We start from the raw sequence: 18,424 nt of genomic DNA on the forward strand, positions 1-18,424 counted from the left end.
GAGCCGCGCCGGAACTCCGCCTGCCAGGGGGCGCGGCCCGCGAGCACGACGGTGGCCTCCTCCGGCCCGTCGCTCGCCTTGACGCCGCGTTCGTCGAGCGCGGTGGCGAGGCGCAGGCCGGGGATGTTGCTCTCCACCCCGAGCCTGCGGAGCGCCGAGACCGCGTTGGGGCTCGCGTAGGTGACGCGACCGCTCGCGTCGAGCTCGACGACACCGTCGCCGACGCGCGGCGCACCTCCGCGACCGCCCATGACGCCGCCGCCGTCGGGAAAGGTGCCCTCGGCGATCATGCGGAACAGCGCCTCCGCGAGCGCCACGTAGCGCGTCTCCAGGCGGCCGCGGCGACGCACGTTGCCCAGGCGCATGTGGCACCCGAGAACCGCGATGACGCGTCCGCCGCGCCGCACGGGCACGAGGCGCCGTGAGACCGGCTCGCCTTCGACCACGATGTCCACGCGCGTCTCCGCACCCTGGAGGCGAGCGCGATCGAGGCCCACCTGCAGATCGTTCGAACGGGCGGCGTCCTCAACGCCGTCACTCACGTCGGAGGCGTCCGCGCGGGCTTCACCCTCACGCAGCCCCCGCTCGACAGAGGTGCCTGCGCGAGCAGCAACCTCAGCGACGCCACCACGATCGGCATCGTCCTGTGTCTGCGACGAGTCGAGTTCCTGCGGCCTGGCGCCGACGAGGTCGTCGGCGAACAGGCTGACGCCCGTCGTCGGGCGTACGTGCGCCGCGACCTGCCACCCGGCGTCGCCGCGCACCCACATCATGAGGTCGCCGAAGGCGAGGTCGGCGAGCAGCTGCCAGTCGCCGACGAGCAGGTGCAGCCACTCGTGGTCGGCCTCGTCGAGTGACGAGGCCGACCCGAGGACGTCCTGCATCGTCGCGTTCACCGCGCTCAGTCGCGCTCCCCTGCCGCAGCGCGCGTCAGTGAGCGCATCGTGCGCAGCGCCACCGACATCGGGGCCAGGCGGGCCGCTGAGTTCTGCACGCCCGTGACGGCGGCGCGGGCACGCTCGACGGCGAGCGAGTGGCGCTGCGCCCACTGCTGCCAGCGCTCCTGCGTCGTCTGCGATGCCTCCGACTCGGCGAGCACATCCCGTGTGAGGTCGGCGAGCACCGCGTACGCGTCGTCGCGCACGGCGCCGCGCGCCAGCGCGTCCCAGCGGTCGTCACGCGGCAGCTCGGCGATGGCGTCGAGCATGCGGCCGAGGCCGATCTGGGCGCCGCCGTAGTAGTACGCCGCGGCGACGTCCTCGACGTCCTCACCGAGGTCACGCGCGAGCTCGACGATGTCGAGCAGGACGAAGTCGTCGAGCAGGGCCGCCGCACGTCGCGCGAGCGCCGTCGGGACGCCCTCGCCGACAAGCTGGTCGACCTCGGCTTCGAACTTCTCGCGCCCGACGCCGACGACGAGGTCGGGCACCTTCGGCGACAGCTGCTGCACGGGCTCGCGGTAGCGCTCGACGAGCGTCTCGATCGGCGTGTGCTCCACCTCGTGGTGGACGAACCAGCGCGTCGCCCGGTCGAGCAGGCGGCGCAGACGCAGCAGCAGCCTTGACTGCACCTGCGTGCTGATGACGTGGTCGAGCGCCTCCACGTCGTCGATGAAGCTCTGCGCGTCGAACACCTCACGCGCGACCACGAAGGCCTTGACGATCTCCTCGGCCCGGGCGCCCGTCTCCTCGACCGCGCGGTGGACGAAGGTGATGCCGCCGCGGTTGACGAGGCCGTTGACGAGCGAGTTCGTGATGATCTCGCGCCGCAGCGGGTGGTTCTCCATCGTCGTGGCGTACGGCTCGCGCAGCGCCTCGGGGAAGTAGCCGAGCAGCTCACGCACGAGCCACGGGTCGTCGACGAGCTCGCTCGCGCCGACCTCGTTCTTCAGCCGTAGCTTCGAGTACGCGAGCAGCACGCTGAACTCCGGCGACGTCAGCCCCTCGCCGGCCTCGAGGCGCCGCTCGATCTCGGCCTCGTCGGGCAGGAACTCGAGCTCGCGGTCGAGGAAGCCGTCCGACTCGAGGTCGGCGATGAGCCGGCGGTGCACGTGCAGCATCTGCGGGCCCTGCACGCGAGCGTTGCCGAGCAGCGTGTTCTGGTCCGTGTTGTGACGCAGCACCTTCGAGCCGACCTCGTCCGTCATCGAGGCGAGCAGCTCGTTGCGCTCCTCGAGCGCGAGCGCACCGTCGCGCACGGCGTCGGCGAGCAGGATCTTGATGTTGACCTCGTGGTCGCTCGTGTCGACGCCGGCCGAGTTGTCGATGGCGTCGGTGTTGACGCTGACGCCGTGCTGTGCGGCCTCGATGCGCCCGCGCTGGCTGACGCCCAGGTTGCCGCCCTCACCGATGACGCGCACGCGCAGGTCGCGACCGTCGACGCGCACGGCGTCGTTGGCACGGTCGCCGATCTCGGCGTTCGTCTCGTCGGAGGCTTTGATGTACGCACCGATGCCACCGTTCCAGAACAGGTCGACGGGGGCGAGCAGCACGGCGCGCATCAGTTCATTCGGCGTCATCGTCTCGACGCCGTCGTCGATGCCGAGCGCCTCGCGGATCTGCGGCGTCAACTTGATCTGCTTGGCCGAGCGGGAGAAGACGCCGCCGCCCTCGGAGATGAGGTCGCGCGAGTAGTCCGACCACGACGAGCGCGGCAGCTCGAACAGGCGGCGCCGCTCGGCATACGACGCGGCAGCGTCCGGGTTCGGGTCGATGAAGATGTCACGGTGGTCGAAGGCGGCCACGAGCCGGATGTGCTCCGACAGCAGCATGCCGTTGCCGAACACGTCACCACTCATGTCGCCGACGCCGATGACGGTGAAGTCGTCGCTCTGCGTGTCGTGGCCGAGCTCGCGGAAGTGGCGCTTGACCGACTCCCACGCGCCGCGGGCGGTGATGCCCATCGCCTTGTGGTCGTAGCCGTTCGAACCGCCCGAGGCGAAGGCATCGTCGAGCCAGAAGCCTTCGCGACGAGCTACGGCGTTGGCCTTGTCGGAGAACGTCGCGGTGCCCTTGTCGGCGGCGACGACGAGGTAGGGGTCGTCGTCGTCGTGGCGCACGACGTCCTGCGGCGCGATGATCGTGTCGCCGTCACGGTTGTCGGTGACGCTGAGCAGACCGCCGATGAAGGCCTCGTAGGCCTCGACGCCCGCGGCGAGCCATGCCTCGCGATCCGCCGGGTCGGGCAGCTGCTTCGCGACGAAACCGCCCTTCGACCCGGTCGGCACGATGACGGCGTTCTTGACCATCTGCGCCTTGACGAGGCCGAGGATCTCGGTGCGGAAGTCCTCGAAACGGTCGCTCCAGCGCAGCCCGCCGCGCGCGACGAGCCCGAAGCGCAGGTGCACACCCTCGACCTTCGGGCCGTAGACCCAGATCTCGAACATCGGCACGGGCGCGGGCATGCCGGGAACGTCGGCGCAGCGGATCTTGAACACGAGCTCCGCACACTCACCGGAGAGCAACTTCGGCGTGTACGCGTTCGTGCGCACGATCGCCATGATGACGCCCTCGAGTGTGCGCAGGATGCGGTCGTGGTCGAGGCTCGCGACATCCGCGAGACCGTCGGCGAAGCGCTGGCGGACGGCCTGCGTCTGCGCCTCTCGCTCGTCGGCGTCGAGGGAGGGGTCGAAGCGCGCCTCGAACAGGCGCACGAGCAGCGACGTCAGATCCGTGTTCGCGAGCAGCGCCGCGACGACGTACTCGTAGCTGAGCGAGAACCCGATCTGACGCATGTAGCGCGCGAGCGCCCGCAGATGGTTGATCTGACGCCACGACAACCCGGCCGCGAGGACGAGCTGGTTGAGCGCGTCATTCTCGGCCTGTCCGCGCCAGGCGGCGAGCACCGTCTCCATGACGTTCGTGCGCCGACGCGCGCTCTCCTGCGGCGTGTTGCCCCACATCGCCGTGCGATCGGCGACAAGGCCGAAGTCGTAGACGTGGCAGGTGGAGCCGTCGGCGCGCGTCAGCGTGTACGGACGCTCGTCCGAGACCTGCACGCCGAGGTTCGTGAAGATCGGGAACACCTCGGTGAGCATGAGCGGCTCGTTGCGGAAGATCTTGAGGCGTCGCTCGCGCGAGTCGACCTTGTCGGTGCCGTACAGCGTGAGCGCCGCGTCGTCGTCACCGAGGCGTTCGAGCCGGCGCATGTCGGCGACGGCCTGACGGGGGGTGAAGTCGTCGGAGTAACCGGCCGGGAACCCGTCGGCGAAGGTCGAGACGAGCTGGCGGGCATCGACGTCCGCGAGCCCCTCCTCCGCGTGCGCGGCCTGCGTGACGCGCTCGCTCCACGTGCGCGTCACCTCGAGGACGGCGGCGCGGATGTCGTCCGCACTGACGTCCGGGATCGCCGTCCCACGCGGCAGGCGCACCGTGTAGTAGATGCGTGCGAGCGCCTCGGAGGTGACGCGGGCGGTGTAGTCGACCGTCTCCGCGCCGTACGCCTGGGCGAGGTGCTGAGCAATGGCCTCGCGCACGCGGGTGTTGTAGCGATCGCGCGGTAGGTAGACGAGGACGGCGACGAAGCGGCCGTAATCGTCATTGCGCAGGAAGACGCCGACGTGACGGCGCGCCTGCAGGCGTACGACCTCCGTGGCGATCTCGTAGAGGCGCTCCGAGGAGGTCTGGAACAGCTCGTCGCGCGGGTAGCTCTCGAGCACGTGGAGCAGGTCGCGGCCCGAGTGCGAGTCGGGCGAGTAGCCCGCCCGGCGGATCACCTTGGCGACGCGCTCGGCGACGATCGGGATGCTCGACGGCGACGCCGCATACGTGCGGGCGGTGTGCAGGCCGAGGAAGCGACGCTCGCCGGTGACGTTGCCCGCGTCGTCGAACGTCTTCACGCCGACGTAGTCGAGGTAGGCGTCACGATGCACGCGCGAACGCGAGTTGGCCTTCGTCAGCGTGAGCAGCTGCGGCGAACGCGCCGCGGCGCGACTCTGCGGCGTCATCCGCTCGAACCCGCGCGGCGCGTCGGAGGCCGAGCGCAGGATGCCGAGGGCGCTGCCGTCGACGGGACGCAGCACGTCCTCGCCGTCGACGACGTCGAGGGCGTACTCGCGATAGCCGAGGAAGGTGAAGTTGTCCTCGGAGAGCCAGGTGAGGAAGCGGCGCACGTCGGCCGTCGCGAACTCCGGCACCGACACGGGCGGGTTGGCTCCGAGGTCGTCGACGATGGCGAGCGCCTGGTCACGCATGCGCTGCCAGTCGTTCGAGGCGGCGCGCACGTCGTCGATGACGTCGCTGATCGTGCGCTCGATCTCGTCGGCGCCCGTGAAGTCGCCCAGCGGCGAGATGTGCAGGTAGACCCACGACTCCTCGCTCTCGCGCTGGCCCTCCGGCACCGTGTCGGTCTGGCCGGGCAGGCGCACCGCGCCGGGACGCTTACCGCTGCGGCGCGCGAAGCACAGCTGCCCCGAGGCGTCGCGCCGCACCGCCATCTGCGGGTGCAGCAGGTCGCCGATGCCGGCGCCACGCGAGGTGACGGCGGCGACGATCGAATCGACGACGAACGGCATGTCGTCCGTAACGACGCGGATGACGGCGCCCGCAGTGAGACGGTTGACGCCCCCGTGCTCGACGGCGTCGTCGATGAGCGAGGCGGGCAGATCCCCCTCGACCTCGACGATCGAGTGCGCACCGGCGCGGCGCTGCGCGGCCTGCATCTGGCCCTCGACCACCCAGGCCAGGTGGTCGAGCGACTTGCCGGCCAGCTCGGCCGGAGGGATGTCACCCAACACCCCCTGGACGATCTCGAGCGCGACCCCGGTGCGGGCCTCGACGTCGGACAGAGCAGGCGTTGGAGCCTCGGCAGACATGACCTCTCCTGGCAGAGCGACGGGCGGTACGACGCTGTACCGCTGCCGTCGACTCTAACGCGCCCCGGCGACGTCGACGGCCTTCGGTGTCGCAGACTTCACCGACGCGCCAGGACGCCTCGCGTCGTCGTCCACAAGCTGGGGGCTCGGGCTCGGCACGTTGTCGGTGCCGGCGCCTACGGTGGGGTTCATGGAATCACTCACCGCCGCACCCACGCACGTCGCCCCGCAGCTCACCCGGGCTGCGCTGCGACTGCTCGACGTCACGTTCGAGCCTGCGGCGGTGTGCAGCGGTGAACGCTTCGATCTCGTCGTCGAGGCGTTGAGCGATCAGTTGAGCGACACCGCGACGGCGCTGCTGGCCACCGCTCCCCCGCCACCGTTCCGCGCGCCCGAGCTGCCTCAGATCGCCGGGGCGACGACGCGGCGCGCGGGGGTGACGTTGCGGCGCGCCGTCGAGGAGGGCACGCTGCCCGGCAGCGGCCGCTCCTTGACCACGAGCCGTGACGATCTGCTCGACGTCGAACGCTCGATCCGCGACCTCGTGAGTACGCACCCACAGCTCGCGTCCACGGCAGCGCTGCCCTGCGCGGACGCGGTGGGGCGCCTCGCGCGCGTCGTCTCCACCTACGCCCACGGCTACGCGCGGGTGGCTGCCGCGCTCGCACGGCCCGGCTGCTCTCGTGAGGCGGCCGCCGACGCGGCGGCCCGCACCGAACGAGCGCTCGTGCGCTGCCTCGATCGCTGCGGTGACACGCGGGCCCTGCGCTGAGCGCGGGCACGCTCCGCCGGGGGCCGCTCAGAGCAGTGCGCGTACCGCGTCGATCTCGCTCGCGTCGTACCAACTGAGTTCGAGGTCGGCGTCGTCGCTCACCTGCTCACCCTCGTCGCCGACGAGGAAGCACGCGACATCGCGCAGCGTCACGTCGCCGTCCACGACGACGCGGCCGGGGAGTGCGCCGCCACCGGTGGAGGCCGCGGGCCTCACTCGAGCGTCCGGCACGTCGACGACCACGACGACGACGCGGCGCCCGGCACAGCCTGCGGCTGCGAGTTGCGTCGCGATGTGCTCGTGCAGTTCCTCGTCGCCGTGCGGGGCGAGCGCGCGCACGTCGTCGGTGACGGCGAACGCCGCCTCCACCGTCAGAGCCGAGGTGGCGAGCGCCGCGACACCGTCAGCGGTCACGGGGCAGTACAGGCGAGTCATCGGAAAGCCTTTCGAGCGGTGGGGCGACGCCTCGAGCCTAGCGGCGCCGCCATGCGCGACGACGACGCGTCGCATGCGCTGCCACGTCGGCGCCCAGCTCGCTCGCGAGATCGCGCACGGCGGCGAGGTACGGTGCGCCATCAGCGCCCTCGAGCAGGGTTCCGCGCAGCACCGCGGCGTCCAGCGCATCGCGCACGTCGGGCAGCACCGCCACGGGTCGCACACCGAGGAAGCGTTCCAACGCGTCCGCGACGACCGACGAGGCGCTCCCGCCGACCGCTCGTTCGCGGGCCTTCGACACGACGACGCGGACGTCGTCGTGCAGGTCGATGATCGCCGGCGCGTGTTGCACGAACCGTTGCAGCGAGACAGGGTCGCAGCCGGCGAGCGCGACGACGTGGTCGGCGCGCGCGAACGCCTCACTCGAGACCCCGACCCGGGAGGGAGCGACGGTGTCGAACAGCAGGCTCTCGTCGGCCTCGACCTCGGCCGCCACGTCGATGACGACCCAGCGGTAGTGCTGGGCGGCGAGATCGAGGACGCGGCCGAGGTGAAATCGGGTCAGCTCGTGCCAGCGCCCGGAATGCCCTATGCCGGTGAGCACGTCGAAGCCGGGCGTGACGTGCGCGGCGATGGAACGTAACTGGTGCAGGTTGAGGGTGCCCGCATCGACGAGACGCGCGGCCGCGAGCACGCCGGGTGCCTCGTCGAGCAGCCCGAGATGCGCCGAGCAGGACGGCGCGACTGTGTCGGCGTCGACGAGCAGCGTCGGCCCGCTCTCGCTCAGGGCCTGCGCGAGATGGGTGGCGCACGTCGTGCGCCCCGGAGCGCCGGGCGGGCCCCACACGACGACGGTGGTGCTCGTCGGCGATGACGCGGCCGCTGCGCCGTCATCGGGCCCGTCGGTGGCCAGGCTCGTCTCGGCCTGTTCTGCGGCGGCCGAGAGCTCGTGCTCGGCGGGGCCGGTGTGCGCGAGGGTCTCGAAGGCCTGCTCCAGCTCGCCCGATCCGACGACGTGGGTCCGTCGCAGGGACCACGCCTCGCACTGGCGAGCGTCCAGAGCGGATGTGGCTGAGACGACACCGAGCACCGACGCACCCCGCACGGTCAGTTCCGCGACGACGCTGCCGTTCATGCCCGGGAAATCAGGGCTGATCGCGGCGACGGTGACGGCGCCCGACTCGGCGGCGCTGAGTAGTTCGGTGACATCGGCGCAGCGCCGCACGAGGGTCGCGTCCTCGACGGAGGCGAGCTCCTCGGCGAACCGCGCCTCGAGACGCGCCGAGATCGCGGTCGCGACGGTGCACACCGTCATCGTCGTCACGAGCGGGCCGCCGAGTCGAGCGGCACCAGCGTGATGCGCGCGCCCGAGTTGACGGCATCGATCATCGCCGGCAACGACTCGCGCGGGACGAGGATCTCGACGGGCGAGCCGTCGGCGACGGCGACGACACCGCCGCTGCGCGAACCGACGTGCGACACCAGGGCCCGCTCGACGCTCTGGTGCGGCTTGTCGAAGCCGGTCGAGCCGGCGCCCTCCTTCTTGTCCGAAACCCAGACCTCGACGTCCCCGCCGGCGCGGATGACGTCGGCCTGCCCGCGCTCGACGTTGACCGACAGGGCGCGAACCGTCACACCGGAGGCGTCCCCGACGGCGTTCTTCGGCACGAGCTCCCCGGCCCCGACGGCGCGCTGGACGACGCCGCCCGGCTGGGTCGCGCTCGACAGGTACTGCCCGCCGCGATCGTCGAGACGAACCCTCGTCGGCACGAGGTCGGACGAGGTGAGGCGCTGACCAGGCACGAGGGCGCTCTTCGCACTCCACACCTGCACCGAATCGTCGAACGAGCCGATGACACGCAACGTGCCGAGCACGCCGAGGGCGAGCAGCACGATGCCTACGACCCAGCGCACGTCCTTCATGCCGGTCGGCACGAACCGCCGCGCCGCCTGCGCCCCCGGCGAGACGTCCTTCAACCTGCGTACCCCACGCTCACCCACGATGTTCCTCCTCGTTCGTCCACAGCCGAGATCCATCGTCACGCGGGCGAGCGGGCCCGACGCCTAGAATGATCGTCAGGTTTTGGTAAGAATCTCCGCACCCGTCGAAAGGCACCCCATGGCGCAGCGCTTCGTCCAGATCGCCGACGTGGCGGAGACCCTCAACGTCTCGGCGCGGCAGGTCTACGGACTCGTCAAGTCGGGTGAGCTGCCGGCGATCAAGATCAACAACCAGTGGCGCGTCGAGGCAGCCGAGGTGGAGCGCTACATCGAACGCGCTTACGCCGCAACGCGATCCGCCGTCGCCGCCGGCGGAATGGGCGAGGACTTCTGAGGGCTCGACGTTCGTCCACGCGCGCCTGATCACCTGCTCGGGGGGCCGGCGTGAGGTGTGAACTCAGTCAGCGGCAGCGGCTCAGCGTCCGCTGGCGTTGACGTCGATCCACGCGAGATGCGCGAGCGGGAGCACGAGACTCGCCGCGCCGCGCGCCGGGGTGAGGACGACGTGATCGGCGCTCACCGCGTCGATCGTCCCGACGATCGTGTGCCCGCCGAGGCGATGCCAGGCGAGAGGGGCACGTGAACGCGCCATGGCACGCAGCACGCTGCTCCATCCGCGTCCGATCGACGAACCGTCGGCCGCGACGTGGGGGCGCCCCAGCCCGCTGACGCAGGCGATCGCACTGACGGGCACGAGACGGAGCCCGGCACGCACGAGGTCGTCGACACCGTGCACCGCATGCACGCCGTCACGATCGAGAGCGAGCCAGCCCTCCCCCACGTCGAGGAGGTGCCCGCGCAGAGTCTCGGTGCCGACGCTCAGTGCGACGACACTGCCGATCCCGGCACGCAGCCGGTCGACCAGCGTGACGCCGGCGTGCTCGACGCGCACGCTCTCAGCGACCTCTGCCCGCGCCTCGGCACGTTCCTGTGCCTCCTGGGCAGCCTCGAGGTCGGCCAGCAATCGCTCCATTCGCATGGCTCGACGCTAGAGCAGCGAGGAGCTCGGACGGGCGAAAAAAGTTTTTCATCTTCCACGCCCCCACTCGACACGATGTGTCGTTACATTGCATTCATCGACATCACACGTCACTGAACGTCATCGTTCGTCATGGATGTTGATCGGCGGCGACACGAGTCGCGCCGAGGCGCATGACGCGACGACGAAGGCGGAACGCGATGATCACGACGACCAGGACGAGCACGTCGAACCCCTCGAACACACCTGTCACGCCGCAGCAGCTGAGGAGCGCCGGCATCCTGGCGGGCCTCAGCGCACCGCTGCTCGCGACAGCAGCCGTGGCCGTCGCCGTCACGACCCGACGGGCGCTGCCCGGGCCCGGCGCGACGAGCGAGGACGTCATCGGCGTCGCCGCGGGCGCCGTCCTCACGCTCGCGCTGGCCCGCCTGGCGTGGCTCAGTCTTCGCTCTGCCCTCGACCTGCGGTGCGAGGCACGGCTGCTCGTGGCGGGCGACCTCGAGTGTGGCCGATCGGCGCTCGTCCGAGTTCAGGTCTGCGATTCGCGCTCTGTCGTGGCGCGCTCTGCACCGGTAACGGCGGACGCGACGGGGTCGAGAACCCGCACGGCGAGTCTGTTCCTCGCCGTCGCGGCACTCATCACCGTCGGCGCGCAGTCGGCCGGGGCCGCCGAACCCGCGCCGCGCCCGTCGTTCTCCGTCTCGGCCGAGGTGATGCCGCCCGCCTCGGCCTCTGTCACCGACGCAGCGGCCCCTTCCGGGGCGGTCTCGCCAGCGGCCGCCACTCCCTCGGGCGCGGCACCTGCGTCTGGCACAACCAGCTCGCACTGGCCCGACCGCGAGGCCCCCGACGTCGACGCCCCGGACTTCGAAAACCCCGACCTCGACGCCCCTGACCTCGACTCCCCCGCGTTCGGTTCCCCAGCGTCCGTGTCGGCCCCGTCCGAGGCACGCACATCCGACTCGGCCACGTCCGACACGCCCCAGCCAGCGGTGCCGCGTCCCGGCTGGACGCCGGATCCGTTCAGTACCTCGAACGAGCTGTCCGCCATCGTGCTGGGCACGCCGCGCGGTTCAGGCACGGCCGCGGAACACAGGACGCACGTCGTCGTGCGCGGCGACACGCTGTGGAGCATCGCGGCGTCCTACCTCGCCCCGGGCGCACCGGCGGAAGACGTCGCGGCGTCCCTGCCGGGCTGGCTCGAGGCCAACCCGCTGCTGCGGCTCGATCCGGACACGATCGAGGTCGGCCAGCAGCTCACCCTTCCTGCGTCCTTCGTCTCGACCACCTCAGCGTTCGGAGCCCACCGATGACCACCCTCACCCTCGAACGAGCGAGTGTCGCACCCCCGCGCGCGGCCCACGAAATGCCGCGTGAACTCGATCTGCACGAGATCGGCGGGTTGCTCGACGGCTCGCTGCGCGTCGCCGACGTGCCGGCCATCAGCGCGCGCCTCGCGGTCGACGTCAGCCGCGAGCGCCTGCCGCACCGCGGCGAGCACGACGAGATCTTCGGCCCGCAGCACACGGCGACGTCCGCGTTGCCGGACGCACGGGTGTGGACGCAGCGCTTCGCCCTGGCGCTCGTCGAGGCACTGGCGGGGCGTCGCTCACCGACGCAGCTCACGCCGCACACGAGCACGGACGTGCTGGCCCGCATCCAGCGACGCCACCGCACGACACTGCGTCGCGGTGCCGCGCCTGGACCGACGGGCGTGCGGCGCGTTCAGGTGTGCCAGCCGTGCGACGGCGTCGTCGAAGCGGCCGTCGTCGCCCGCGTCAACGGCCGTGCAACGCCGATCGCGCTGCGCCTCAACGGGGTCGACGGGCGCTGGCAGGTCACCGTCCTCGAGCTGATCTGAGCGTGTCCGCGCCTCAGCGCTTGCGCTTCTTGCCGCCCTTGCTCTTGCGGCTGCGCGCTGCGGAGCGACGCTGTTCGCGCGACATCTGCTCCTCGTCGTCCATGACGTGCCCGTCCTTGGCGACGACGTGATCCTCAGCGAGGCCCTCCTCGTTGGGCGCCGTGAAGTGCAGCTGCTCCTGCTTGGGTGCGGGCGTGGATGCCTCGACCTCGGCGGGGTCGACGTCGACGTGGAAGAACAGCTGCGTGGACTCCTCCTTGATCGACTCCGTCATCGCCTCGAACATCTGGAAGCCCTCGCGCTGGTACTCGACGAGCGGGTCGCGCTGAGCCATCTGCCGCAGGTGGATGCCCTCCTTGAGGTAGTCCATCTCGTACAGGTGCTCGCGCCACTGGCGGTCGAGGACGGTGAGCACCACGCGTCGTTCGACCTCGCGCGCAACGCTCGAACCGAGGAAGGCGACGCGGTCGTCGAACGCGTGCTGCGCATCGGAGCGCAGTTCCTCGCCGAGGATCTCCGGCGTGATGCCGGCGCGCCCGCCGAGCTCCGCCTCGAGCTCCTCGAGACGGATCGTGATCGGGTAGAGCTCCTCGAGGGCGCCCCAGAGTCGCTCGAGATCCCAGTGCTCGGAGAAACCGTCCGCGGTCGCCGTCGCGACGTACGTGTCGATCGTGTCGTTGATGAAGTGGCGCATCTGGCCGTCGATGTCGCCCTCGAGCACACGCTTGCGTTCGGCATAGATCGTCTCACGCTGACGGTTGAGCACGTCGTCGTACTTGAGGACGTTCTTGCGGATCTCGAAGTTCTGGCCCTCGACCTGGCCCTGGGCGGACTGGATCGAGCGGGAGACGATCTTGTTCTCGATCGGCTGGTCGTCGTCCATGCCGGAGCCCGACATGAACCGGTCGACGAGCGCCGCGTTGAACAGGCGCATGAGGTCGTCCTGCAGCGACAGGTAGAAACGCGACTCACCGGGGTCGCCCTGGCGACCGGAGCGTCCGCGCAGCTGGTTGTCGATGCGGCGCGACTCGTGACGCTCGGTGCCGAGGACGTACAGGCCGCCGAGCTCCTTCACCTCGTCGTGCTCGGCCTTGACCGCGGCCTCCGCCTTCGCGAGGGCCTCGTCCCAGCTCGCCTCGTACTCCTCGGGCGTCTCCTCCGGGTCGAGGCCCCGCTGCTTGAGCGCGGCGACGGCCATGAACTCGGGGTTGCCACCGAGCATGATGTCGGTGCCTCGACCGGCCATGTTGGTCGCCACGGTGACGCCGCCCTTGCGCCCGGCCTGCGCGACGATGGCGGCCTCGCGCTCGTGGTGCTTCGCATTGAGCACCTCGTGCGCGACGCCCTTCTTGCGAAGCAGCTCCGACAGGCGCTCCGACTTCTCGACGCTCGTCGTACCCACGAGGACTGGCTGGCCCTTGCGGTGACGCTCGGCGATGTCGTCGGTGACGGCACGGAACTTCGCGTCCTCGGTGCGGTAGATGCGGTCGGGCTGGTCGACGCGCTGCGGCGGGTTGTTCGTCGGGATCGTGACGACACCCAACTTGTAGATCTGGTACAGCTCGGCGGCCTCGGTCTGGGCCGTACCCGTCATGCCCGACAGCTTGTCGTACATGCGGAAGTAGTTCTGCAGCGTCACCGTCGCGAGCGTCTGGTTCTCGTTCTGGATCTCGACGCCTTCCTTGGCCTCGATCGCCTGGTGCACACCCTCGTTGTAGCGACGTCCGGCGAGCATGCGGCCGGTGTGCTCGTCGACGATGAGGATCTCGCCGTTCATCGCGACGTAGTCCTTGTCGCGCTTGAACAGTTCCTTCGCCTTGATGGCGTTGTTGAGGTAGCCGATGAGCGGCGAGTTCTGCGCCTCGTAGAGGTTCTCGATGCCGAGCAGGTCCTCGACCTTCTCGATGCCCGGCTCGAGCAGGCCAACGGTCTTCTTCTTCTCGTCGATCTCGTAGTCGCCCGGCTTCGTGATCTTGCCGTCCTTGCCCTTCTCCGCGCGCGTCAGGTGCTCGACGATCGAGGCGAACTCGACGTACCACTTCGTCGCCGCGTCGGCCGGGCCGGAGATGATGAGCGGCGTGCGTGCCTCGTCGATGAGGATCGAGTCGACCTCGTCGACGATGGCGAAGTTGTGGCCGCGCTGCACGAGCTCGTCCGTCGACCAGGCCATGTTGTCGCGCAGGTAGTCGAAGCCGAACTCGTTGTTCGTGCCGTACGTGATGTCCTTGTTGTACTCGTCTCGGCGCTGCGCCGGCGTCATCGACGACAGGATGCAGCCCGTCTCGAGCCCGAGCGCCCGGTGCACGCGGCCCATGAGCTCGGACTGGTACTCGGCGAGGTAGTCGTTGACGGTGACGACGTGGACGCCCTTGCCTTCGATCGCGTTGAGGTAGCTCGGCAGTGTCGCGACGAGCGTCTTGCCCTCACCGGTGCGCATCTCGGCGACGTTGCCCATGTGCAGCGCGGCACCACCCATGATCTGCACGTCGAAGTGACGCTTGCCGATCGTGCGCTTGCTCGCCTCGCGCACGGCGGCGAACGCCTCGGGCAGGATCTGATCGAGGCTCTGCCCGTCCGCGAGTCGCTTGCGGAACCGGTCGGTCTCCTCGCGCAGTTCGGCGTCGGTGAGCTTTTCGAAATCCTCTTCGACGATGTTCACCTGAGCGGCGATCGCCTCGAGCTTCTTGAGCGTTCGTCCTTCGCCGGCGCGCAGAACACGTTCGACAACCTTGGGCACGCGAGACTCCGTAAATCGTTGATCGATCACCTCGGGCGACGGGCCGTTCTCACGGCCCCTCACGCGAGGTGGCGCCCGACGCGCGGGCACAGTTCCCCTAAGAGTAATGGGTGAGCGGCGGCGCCGCCCAGTCAGAGTCCGCTGGGTCCGGTGCGTCTGCGGTTGCCTGTTCCCCCGGCGCCTGACGCAGCAGCGCGCGCGCCTCGGCGCGCGAGGACACCCCGAGCGTGCGATAGATCCGGGCAAGGTGGTTGCGCACGGTGTTCTCCGACAGGAAGAGCGTCGCGGCGATGCTGCGGTTCGAGCGGCCACGAGCCACAAGGTCGAGCACCTCGCGTTCGCGCGCGGACAGGGCGTACGTCGGGTGGGGCGCCCGGGCGAGGGCGCATGCCACCGCCCACACCTGAGCCGCTCGCTCGGGCGCCACGTACGGCTCGTCGGCACGCAACATCCGGGCGAGCGCCGCTTCGTCGAGTGGCGTGGGCACCTCGGCGAGCACACCGTGAACACCGCAGCGGATGGCGGTGGCGAGGATGTCGTCGTCCTCGGTGACGACGAGCAGGTGCTCGGGGGTGGCGTGTTCGAGCTGGGCGAGCAGCTCCGCGGCGCTGCGCGGCGCACACCACCGCCACGGCACCTGGCCGCCGGTGATGACGCCGACATCAGGTCGGCGACCCCTGAGAACGTCGCGCGGCGCGCCGGCGACGTTCATCGCTCGAGCCTGTTGGACGAGAGCGCTCGCGTGCACGAACCCGACCCCATGGAGGCGTCAGGGCGCGTTCGCCGGGCGGCGGGAGGTCCGTGACGCACCCGCCGCCCGGCGTCATCGGGCGCGCTGCTCAGGCTGTCTCCTCCAGCGTGTCCGGTGCTTCGTCGACGACGTCGAGGTGGATCACTCCATAGCTCCACCCACGGCGGCGGTAGACGAGGCTCGGACGACCGCTGCTCTTGTCCTGGTAGAGGTAGAAGTCGTGGCCGACGAGTTCCATCTCGCGCAGGGCCTCGTCGACGTCCATGGGCGCGCTCGCGTGCACCTTCTCGCGCAGCTGCACCGGGCAGTCCGGATCCTCACCGAGCTGGGCGGCCTCCGGCGCGTCGTCGCGCGTGTCGGGCATGATCTCGAGCACCGGCAGATCCGCCGTCGCCTCCGCGACGGACATCGTGCGGTGCTGGCCGCGCTGGATACGACGACGGTCGTGCTGGCGGCGCAATCGCTCACCGAGCTTTCCCATGACGAGGTCGAGGGCCGCGTATTCCTCGTCGGCCGATGCCTCCGCGCGCACGACGGACCGCTTCGAGCGGCACGTCACCTCGACGCGGTAGGCCTCCTTGGCGCGGCGCGGGTTCGGCTCGTACGTGATGACGACGTCGCAGCGCATGACGCGCGGGTCGAGCTGCGGAACCTTGGCCAGCTTGTCCTCGACGTGTCGCGCGAGGCGGGCAGGAACCTCGATGTGTCGGCCGGTCACGGTGATCTCCATGGAAATCGACTCCTCGGATCGAGAGAAACTTCGGTGAGAAATCGGCCCCGTCAGCCCGGCTGCAGGCGTCGGGAGCCGCTTCGTGCGCGCCACCACCTCCTGCGGGGATGCTGTTCGATGTTCTCCAACCTAACCCCCCATCGACGCCCGGGGAAGGGTTCGTGAACGGTGGATTCCGGCCGCCCCCGCTGCGGGCGCCGGCGGGGTGTGATCGTCCCGCGGTCAGCCTGCCGAGCGGGCGTTCGGCTCGTGCGGCGTCGCCGCGAGCGCCGCGACGGCGACGACCCGCACGCCCGCTCGTTGCAGCGTCGCGTGCGCCGCGGCGAGCGTCGCGCCGCTCGTCACGACGTCGTCGAACAGGACGACGCGCGCGCCGGCGCGAACGAGACGCTCCGCCGTCCGCGGCTCGATCCTGAAGGCCCCTTCGACGTTGCGGCGTCGCTCGGCGAGAGTCAGCCGCGCCTGATCCACGACGCCCCGATCGCGGTGCCGCAGCAGGCTCCGTCCGCTGACGAGGCTGGTGCCCCGACACACGGCGTCGCACAGTTCGCCCAACGGAAAGCGTCCCCGCTCACGGTAGGCCGCGGCCCGGGACGGAATGGGCACGAGGACGAGTGGCCCGGCGCCGGCCGATGGCCCCGTGCCCAGCGCGGCATCTTCGAGTGTGGCGTCGGTGAGTGCGCGAGCGAGCGAGCGGCGCGCGAGGCGCACGAGGACGTCGAGGCCGTCGCTGCGGCCACGATCCTTGAACGCCGTGATGGCCTCGCGCAACGGCCCGTCGAACGCCGCAGCGACGGCGACGTCGAGTTCGGGGGCGTGATGGGCTCGCACCGTGAACGCTTCACGGCACAGACCGGCGTCGCACGTCGCGCACCAGCTCGGGCCCCATGCGCCGCAGCCGAGACAGTTCGACGGCCACGCCAGATCGACGACGTCACGCAGCGCGCCCCTCACCCACGCGACCGGCGGCGTGAGCCGGGCGCCGACGTCGCGAGACTGGCGGGGCACACCCGCCATGATGCCGCCCGCGCGACGACGTCACCACCGACACGCGCTCGCCCCTGTGGACGAGGGTGCGCCGCAGCGCTCCCCCGGGCCACAGCCGTCACCGGTTGTGGACGACGGAGTCTCGGCCCACGCTGCCCTGCGCGCTTTCGACCACCTCATCCAGAGCGACGAGCACGTTCGGCGGGCGCCGAACGACGGCGTCCCAAGCGGAGACGGGTGTCAGGATCGCGGGGCGATGAGGTCGCCCCGGGTGAGGAAACTGCTCCACGAGGAGCCCTGGCGCGTGAAGACGGTGTTCGCGTCGGTTCGCACGAACAGGCCGCTTCGCCCGTCGAGAGTAGACACGAGGCTGCTCGCGCCCGTGACGCCGCCGAGGGGCACCGGGGCGTCGTCGAGCGGCACGAGGGTCGGTTGCAGGAGACCGTCGCTCGTGCCGAGGACGGCGAGGGACGTGCCGTCCGCCCACACGACGTCCTTGACGTCGTGCACGCCCGGCGCGATGTCGTGCGCCGGGCCGAGGGAGACAGGTCGACCGCGCTCGTCGCGTTCGACGGCTGCGACGACGGCGCGCGCGTCGTCGCCGTCACGGATGGTGAGAGCGACGCGGGAGCCCTCGGGCGACACGCTGAGCGACGTGACGGAGGACGCGCCGAGCCACGGGACGTCGAGGGCTGTGGGTGTTCGCGTCGGCGAGGTCGACGTCGTGTCGAGCGCCCACAGCGCGGCGCTCGAGGTGTCGCCTGTCCTCTTCGACCTGGACGCCTGCGACGACGGTGTTGATGCCGACGACGTGCGGCCTGCCACCCACAACCATCCGGAGCTGTCGAACGCGGGACGCACGAGCTGGTTTCCGAGATCGGGGACGGTGACGTCGGTGCCGTTGAGCCAGCGTCGTACCGACGTGCGGTCCTTCGAGATCGCCGCGATCTGCCGCCCGCCCTGGCCGGCGGCGAGCAACGACCAGTCGGCCGGCACCGCGGGCAGCACGGGGCGTCCCTGCGCCGCGCGGGCGTCGGTGCCCGAGACGGAGTCGTTCGCCCGGGCGTGCGTCCAGGCGAGGTAGGCGCCACTGCGGGAGATGACCTCGTCGAGGCTGTCGGCGGTGATCGAGTAGCCGACCTGGCTCGGGTCGCTCACCTGCGCAGGCAGGTTGTCGGTCTCCAGGCGCGCCCCGCCGACGCGCACCGAGACCGAGCGCACCTCCGGCGCCTGCATGACGGTCGCCGTCACCGACGCCCACAGCGCGGCGCGCGCGGGGTTGTCGGCAGCACTCGCGCGGCTGGAGAGCGCGACGTCCGCCTCGCCGTCGCGCACGGGCACGGCGTCGACGGCGAGCGC

The 18,424-nt window shown here is 70.7% G+C and carries 16 protein-coding genes; 4 read left to right on the forward strand and 12 right to left on the reverse strand.

Features of this window, described 5'->3' with window-relative positions:
• The 3 genes from HMPREF0321_RS16060 to HMPREF0321_RS16480 form a co-directional block, all read right to left on the reverse strand.
• Positions 1 to 896 (reverse strand): histidine kinase N-terminal domain-containing protein (locus tag HMPREF0321_RS16060; RefSeq protein ID WP_006945789.1); only part of this gene is annotated, 896 nt, incomplete at its 3' end.
• A 5-nt stretch (positions 897 to 901) separates the two neighbouring features.
• On the reverse strand, positions 902 to 5,812 hold the full coding sequence (locus HMPREF0321_RS08345) for an NAD-glutamate dehydrogenase (RefSeq protein WP_006945784.1): 4,911 nt from the start codon (positions 5,810 to 5,812) through the stop codon (positions 902 to 904).
• A gap of 54 nt (positions 5,813 to 5,866) precedes the next feature.
• A complete protein-coding gene (locus HMPREF0321_RS16480; protein ID WP_165584067.1) occupies positions 5,867 to 6,004 on the reverse strand; it encodes a hypothetical protein in 138 nt (45 codons plus the stop codon).
• Between HMPREF0321_RS16480 and HMPREF0321_RS08350 the strand changes: the two genes are divergently transcribed.
• Positions 6,003 to 6,584: a hypothetical protein gene (locus HMPREF0321_RS08350; RefSeq protein ID WP_040014739.1), complete on the forward strand. Its 582-nt coding sequence runs from the start codon at positions 6,003 to 6,005 to the stop codon at positions 6,582 to 6,584. The genes HMPREF0321_RS16480 and HMPREF0321_RS08350 overlap by 2 nt on opposite strands.
• Positions 6,585 to 6,611: 27 nt before the next feature.
• On the opposite strand, the gene HMPREF0321_RS08355 is transcribed toward HMPREF0321_RS08350, so the two are convergent.
• The 3 genes from HMPREF0321_RS08355 to HMPREF0321_RS08365 are packed head-to-tail and all read right to left on the reverse strand — an operon-like array spanning position 6,612 to position 9,020.
• Positions 6,612 to 7,019 carry a hypothetical protein gene (locus HMPREF0321_RS08355; RefSeq protein ID WP_006945782.1) on the reverse strand — a complete coding sequence of 136 codons (408 nt, stop codon included), beginning with the start codon at positions 7,017 to 7,019 and terminating at the stop codon, positions 6,612 to 6,614.
• Between the two features lie 37 nt (positions 7,020 to 7,056).
• Positions 7,057 to 8,343: a ParA family protein gene (locus tag HMPREF0321_RS08360; protein WP_006945786.1), complete on the reverse strand. Its 1,287-nt coding sequence runs from the start codon at positions 8,341 to 8,343 to the stop codon at positions 7,057 to 7,059.
• Entirely contained in the window at positions 8,340 to 9,020 is a 681-nt protein-coding gene (locus HMPREF0321_RS08365) for an SAF domain-containing protein (RefSeq protein ID WP_006945788.1), read from the reverse strand. Before HMPREF0321_RS08365 ends, HMPREF0321_RS08360 begins: the two co-directional genes overlap by 4 nt.
• A 118-nt stretch (positions 9,021 to 9,138) precedes the next feature.
• Here HMPREF0321_RS08365 and HMPREF0321_RS08370 point away from each other — a divergent pair, with 118 nt between their 5' ends.
• Positions 9,139 to 9,354 carry a helix-turn-helix domain-containing protein gene (locus HMPREF0321_RS08370; RefSeq protein WP_006945776.1) on the forward strand — a complete coding sequence of 72 codons (216 nt, stop codon included), beginning with the start codon at positions 9,139 to 9,141 and terminating at the stop codon, positions 9,352 to 9,354.
• An 81-nt stretch (positions 9,355 to 9,435) separates the two neighbouring features.
• Here HMPREF0321_RS08370 and HMPREF0321_RS08375 read toward each other — a convergent pair whose 3' ends face one another.
• Positions 9,436 to 9,999 (reverse strand): hypothetical protein, encoded by a 564-nt coding sequence (locus HMPREF0321_RS08375; protein ID WP_131941312.1) that lies wholly within the window; start codon positions 9,997 to 9,999, stop codon positions 9,436 to 9,438.
• 200 nt (positions 10,000 to 10,199) lie between these two features.
• Between HMPREF0321_RS08375 and HMPREF0321_RS08385 the strand changes: the two genes are divergently transcribed.
• Entirely contained in the window at positions 10,200 to 11,312 is a 1,113-nt protein-coding gene (locus tag HMPREF0321_RS08385; RefSeq protein WP_006945787.1) for a LysM peptidoglycan-binding domain-containing protein, read from the forward strand.
• The gene (locus tag HMPREF0321_RS08390; protein WP_006945785.1) at positions 11,309 to 11,860 is read left to right on the forward strand and encodes an Rv3235 family protein; all 552 of its coding nucleotides are present in this window, start codon (positions 11,309 to 11,311) and stop codon (positions 11,858 to 11,860) included. Before HMPREF0321_RS08385 ends, HMPREF0321_RS08390 begins: the two co-directional genes overlap by 4 nt.
• A gap of 13 nt (positions 11,861 to 11,873) precedes the next feature.
• Here HMPREF0321_RS08390 and secA read toward each other — a convergent pair whose 3' ends face one another.
• The 5 genes from secA to HMPREF0321_RS08415 form a co-directional block, all read right to left on the reverse strand.
• On the reverse strand, positions 11,874 to 14,597 hold the full coding sequence (gene secA, locus HMPREF0321_RS08395) for a preprotein translocase subunit SecA (RefSeq protein WP_006945781.1): 2,724 nt from the start codon (positions 14,595 to 14,597) through the stop codon (positions 11,874 to 11,876).
• 97 nt (positions 14,598 to 14,694) lie between these two features.
• The gene (locus HMPREF0321_RS14910) at positions 14,695 to 15,309 is read right to left on the reverse strand and encodes a response regulator transcription factor (protein ID WP_006945783.1); all 615 of its coding nucleotides are present in this window, start codon (positions 15,307 to 15,309) and stop codon (positions 14,695 to 14,697) included.
• A gap of 127 nt (positions 15,310 to 15,436) precedes the next feature.
• Complete coding sequence (gene hpf, locus HMPREF0321_RS08405; protein WP_006945780.1) at positions 15,437 to 16,078, reverse strand: ribosome hibernation-promoting factor, HPF/YfiA family; 642 nt, start codon at positions 16,076 to 16,078, stop codon at positions 15,437 to 15,439.
• Positions 16,079 to 16,300: 222 nt separating this feature from the next.
• Positions 16,301 to 17,086: a ComF family protein gene (locus HMPREF0321_RS08410; RefSeq protein ID WP_170957153.1), complete on the reverse strand. Its 786-nt coding sequence runs from the start codon at positions 17,084 to 17,086 to the stop codon at positions 16,301 to 16,303.
• Positions 17,087 to 17,305: 219 nt separating this feature from the next.
• A partial coding sequence (locus HMPREF0321_RS08415; protein ID WP_006945779.1) for an LpqB family beta-propeller domain-containing protein occupies positions 17,306 to 18,424 on the reverse strand: 1,119 nt, incomplete at its 5' end.

It is taken from the genome of Dermacoccus sp. Ellin185 (genome assembly GCF_000152185.1).
Lineage (GTDB): Bacteria > Actinomycetota > Actinomycetes > Actinomycetales > Dermatophilaceae > Dermacoccus > Dermacoccus nishinomiyaensis.

Excerpts from the sequence above, each read along its gene's own strand:
- hpf (WP_006945780.1), bottom strand. The coding sequence starts at position 16,078 with ATGGAGATCACCGTGACCGGCCGACACATCGAGGTTCCTGCCCGCCTC.
- HMPREF0321_RS08355 (WP_006945782.1), bottom strand. The coding sequence starts at position 7,019 with ATGACTCGCCTGTACTGCCCCGTGACCGCTGACGGTGTCGCGGCGCTC.
- HMPREF0321_RS08375 (WP_131941312.1), bottom strand. The coding sequence starts at position 9,999 with ATGCGAATGGAGCGATTGCTGGCCGACCTCGAGGCTGCCCAGGAGGCA.
- HMPREF0321_RS08370 (WP_006945776.1), top strand. The coding sequence starts at position 9,139 with ATGGCGCAGCGCTTCGTCCAGATCGCCGACGTGGCGGAGACCCTCAAC.
- HMPREF0321_RS14910 (WP_006945783.1), bottom strand. The coding sequence starts at position 15,309 with ATGAACGTCGCCGGCGCGCCGCGCGACGTTCTCAGGGGTCGCCGACCT.
- HMPREF0321_RS08345 (WP_006945784.1), bottom strand. The coding sequence starts at position 5,812 with ATGTCTGCCGAGGCTCCAACGCCTGCTCTGTCCGACGTCGAGGCCCGC.
- HMPREF0321_RS08390 (WP_006945785.1), top strand. The coding sequence starts at position 11,309 with ATGACCACCCTCACCCTCGAACGAGCGAGTGTCGCACCCCCGCGCGCG.
- HMPREF0321_RS08385 (WP_006945787.1), top strand. The coding sequence starts at position 10,200 with ATGATCACGACGACCAGGACGAGCACGTCGAACCCCTCGAACACACCT.
- HMPREF0321_RS16480 (WP_165584067.1), bottom strand. The coding sequence starts at position 6,004 with ATGAACCCCACCGTAGGCGCCGGCACCGACAACGTGCCGAGCCCGAGC.
- HMPREF0321_RS08350 (WP_040014739.1), top strand. The coding sequence starts at position 6,003 with ATGGAATCACTCACCGCCGCACCCACGCACGTCGCCCCGCAGCTCACC.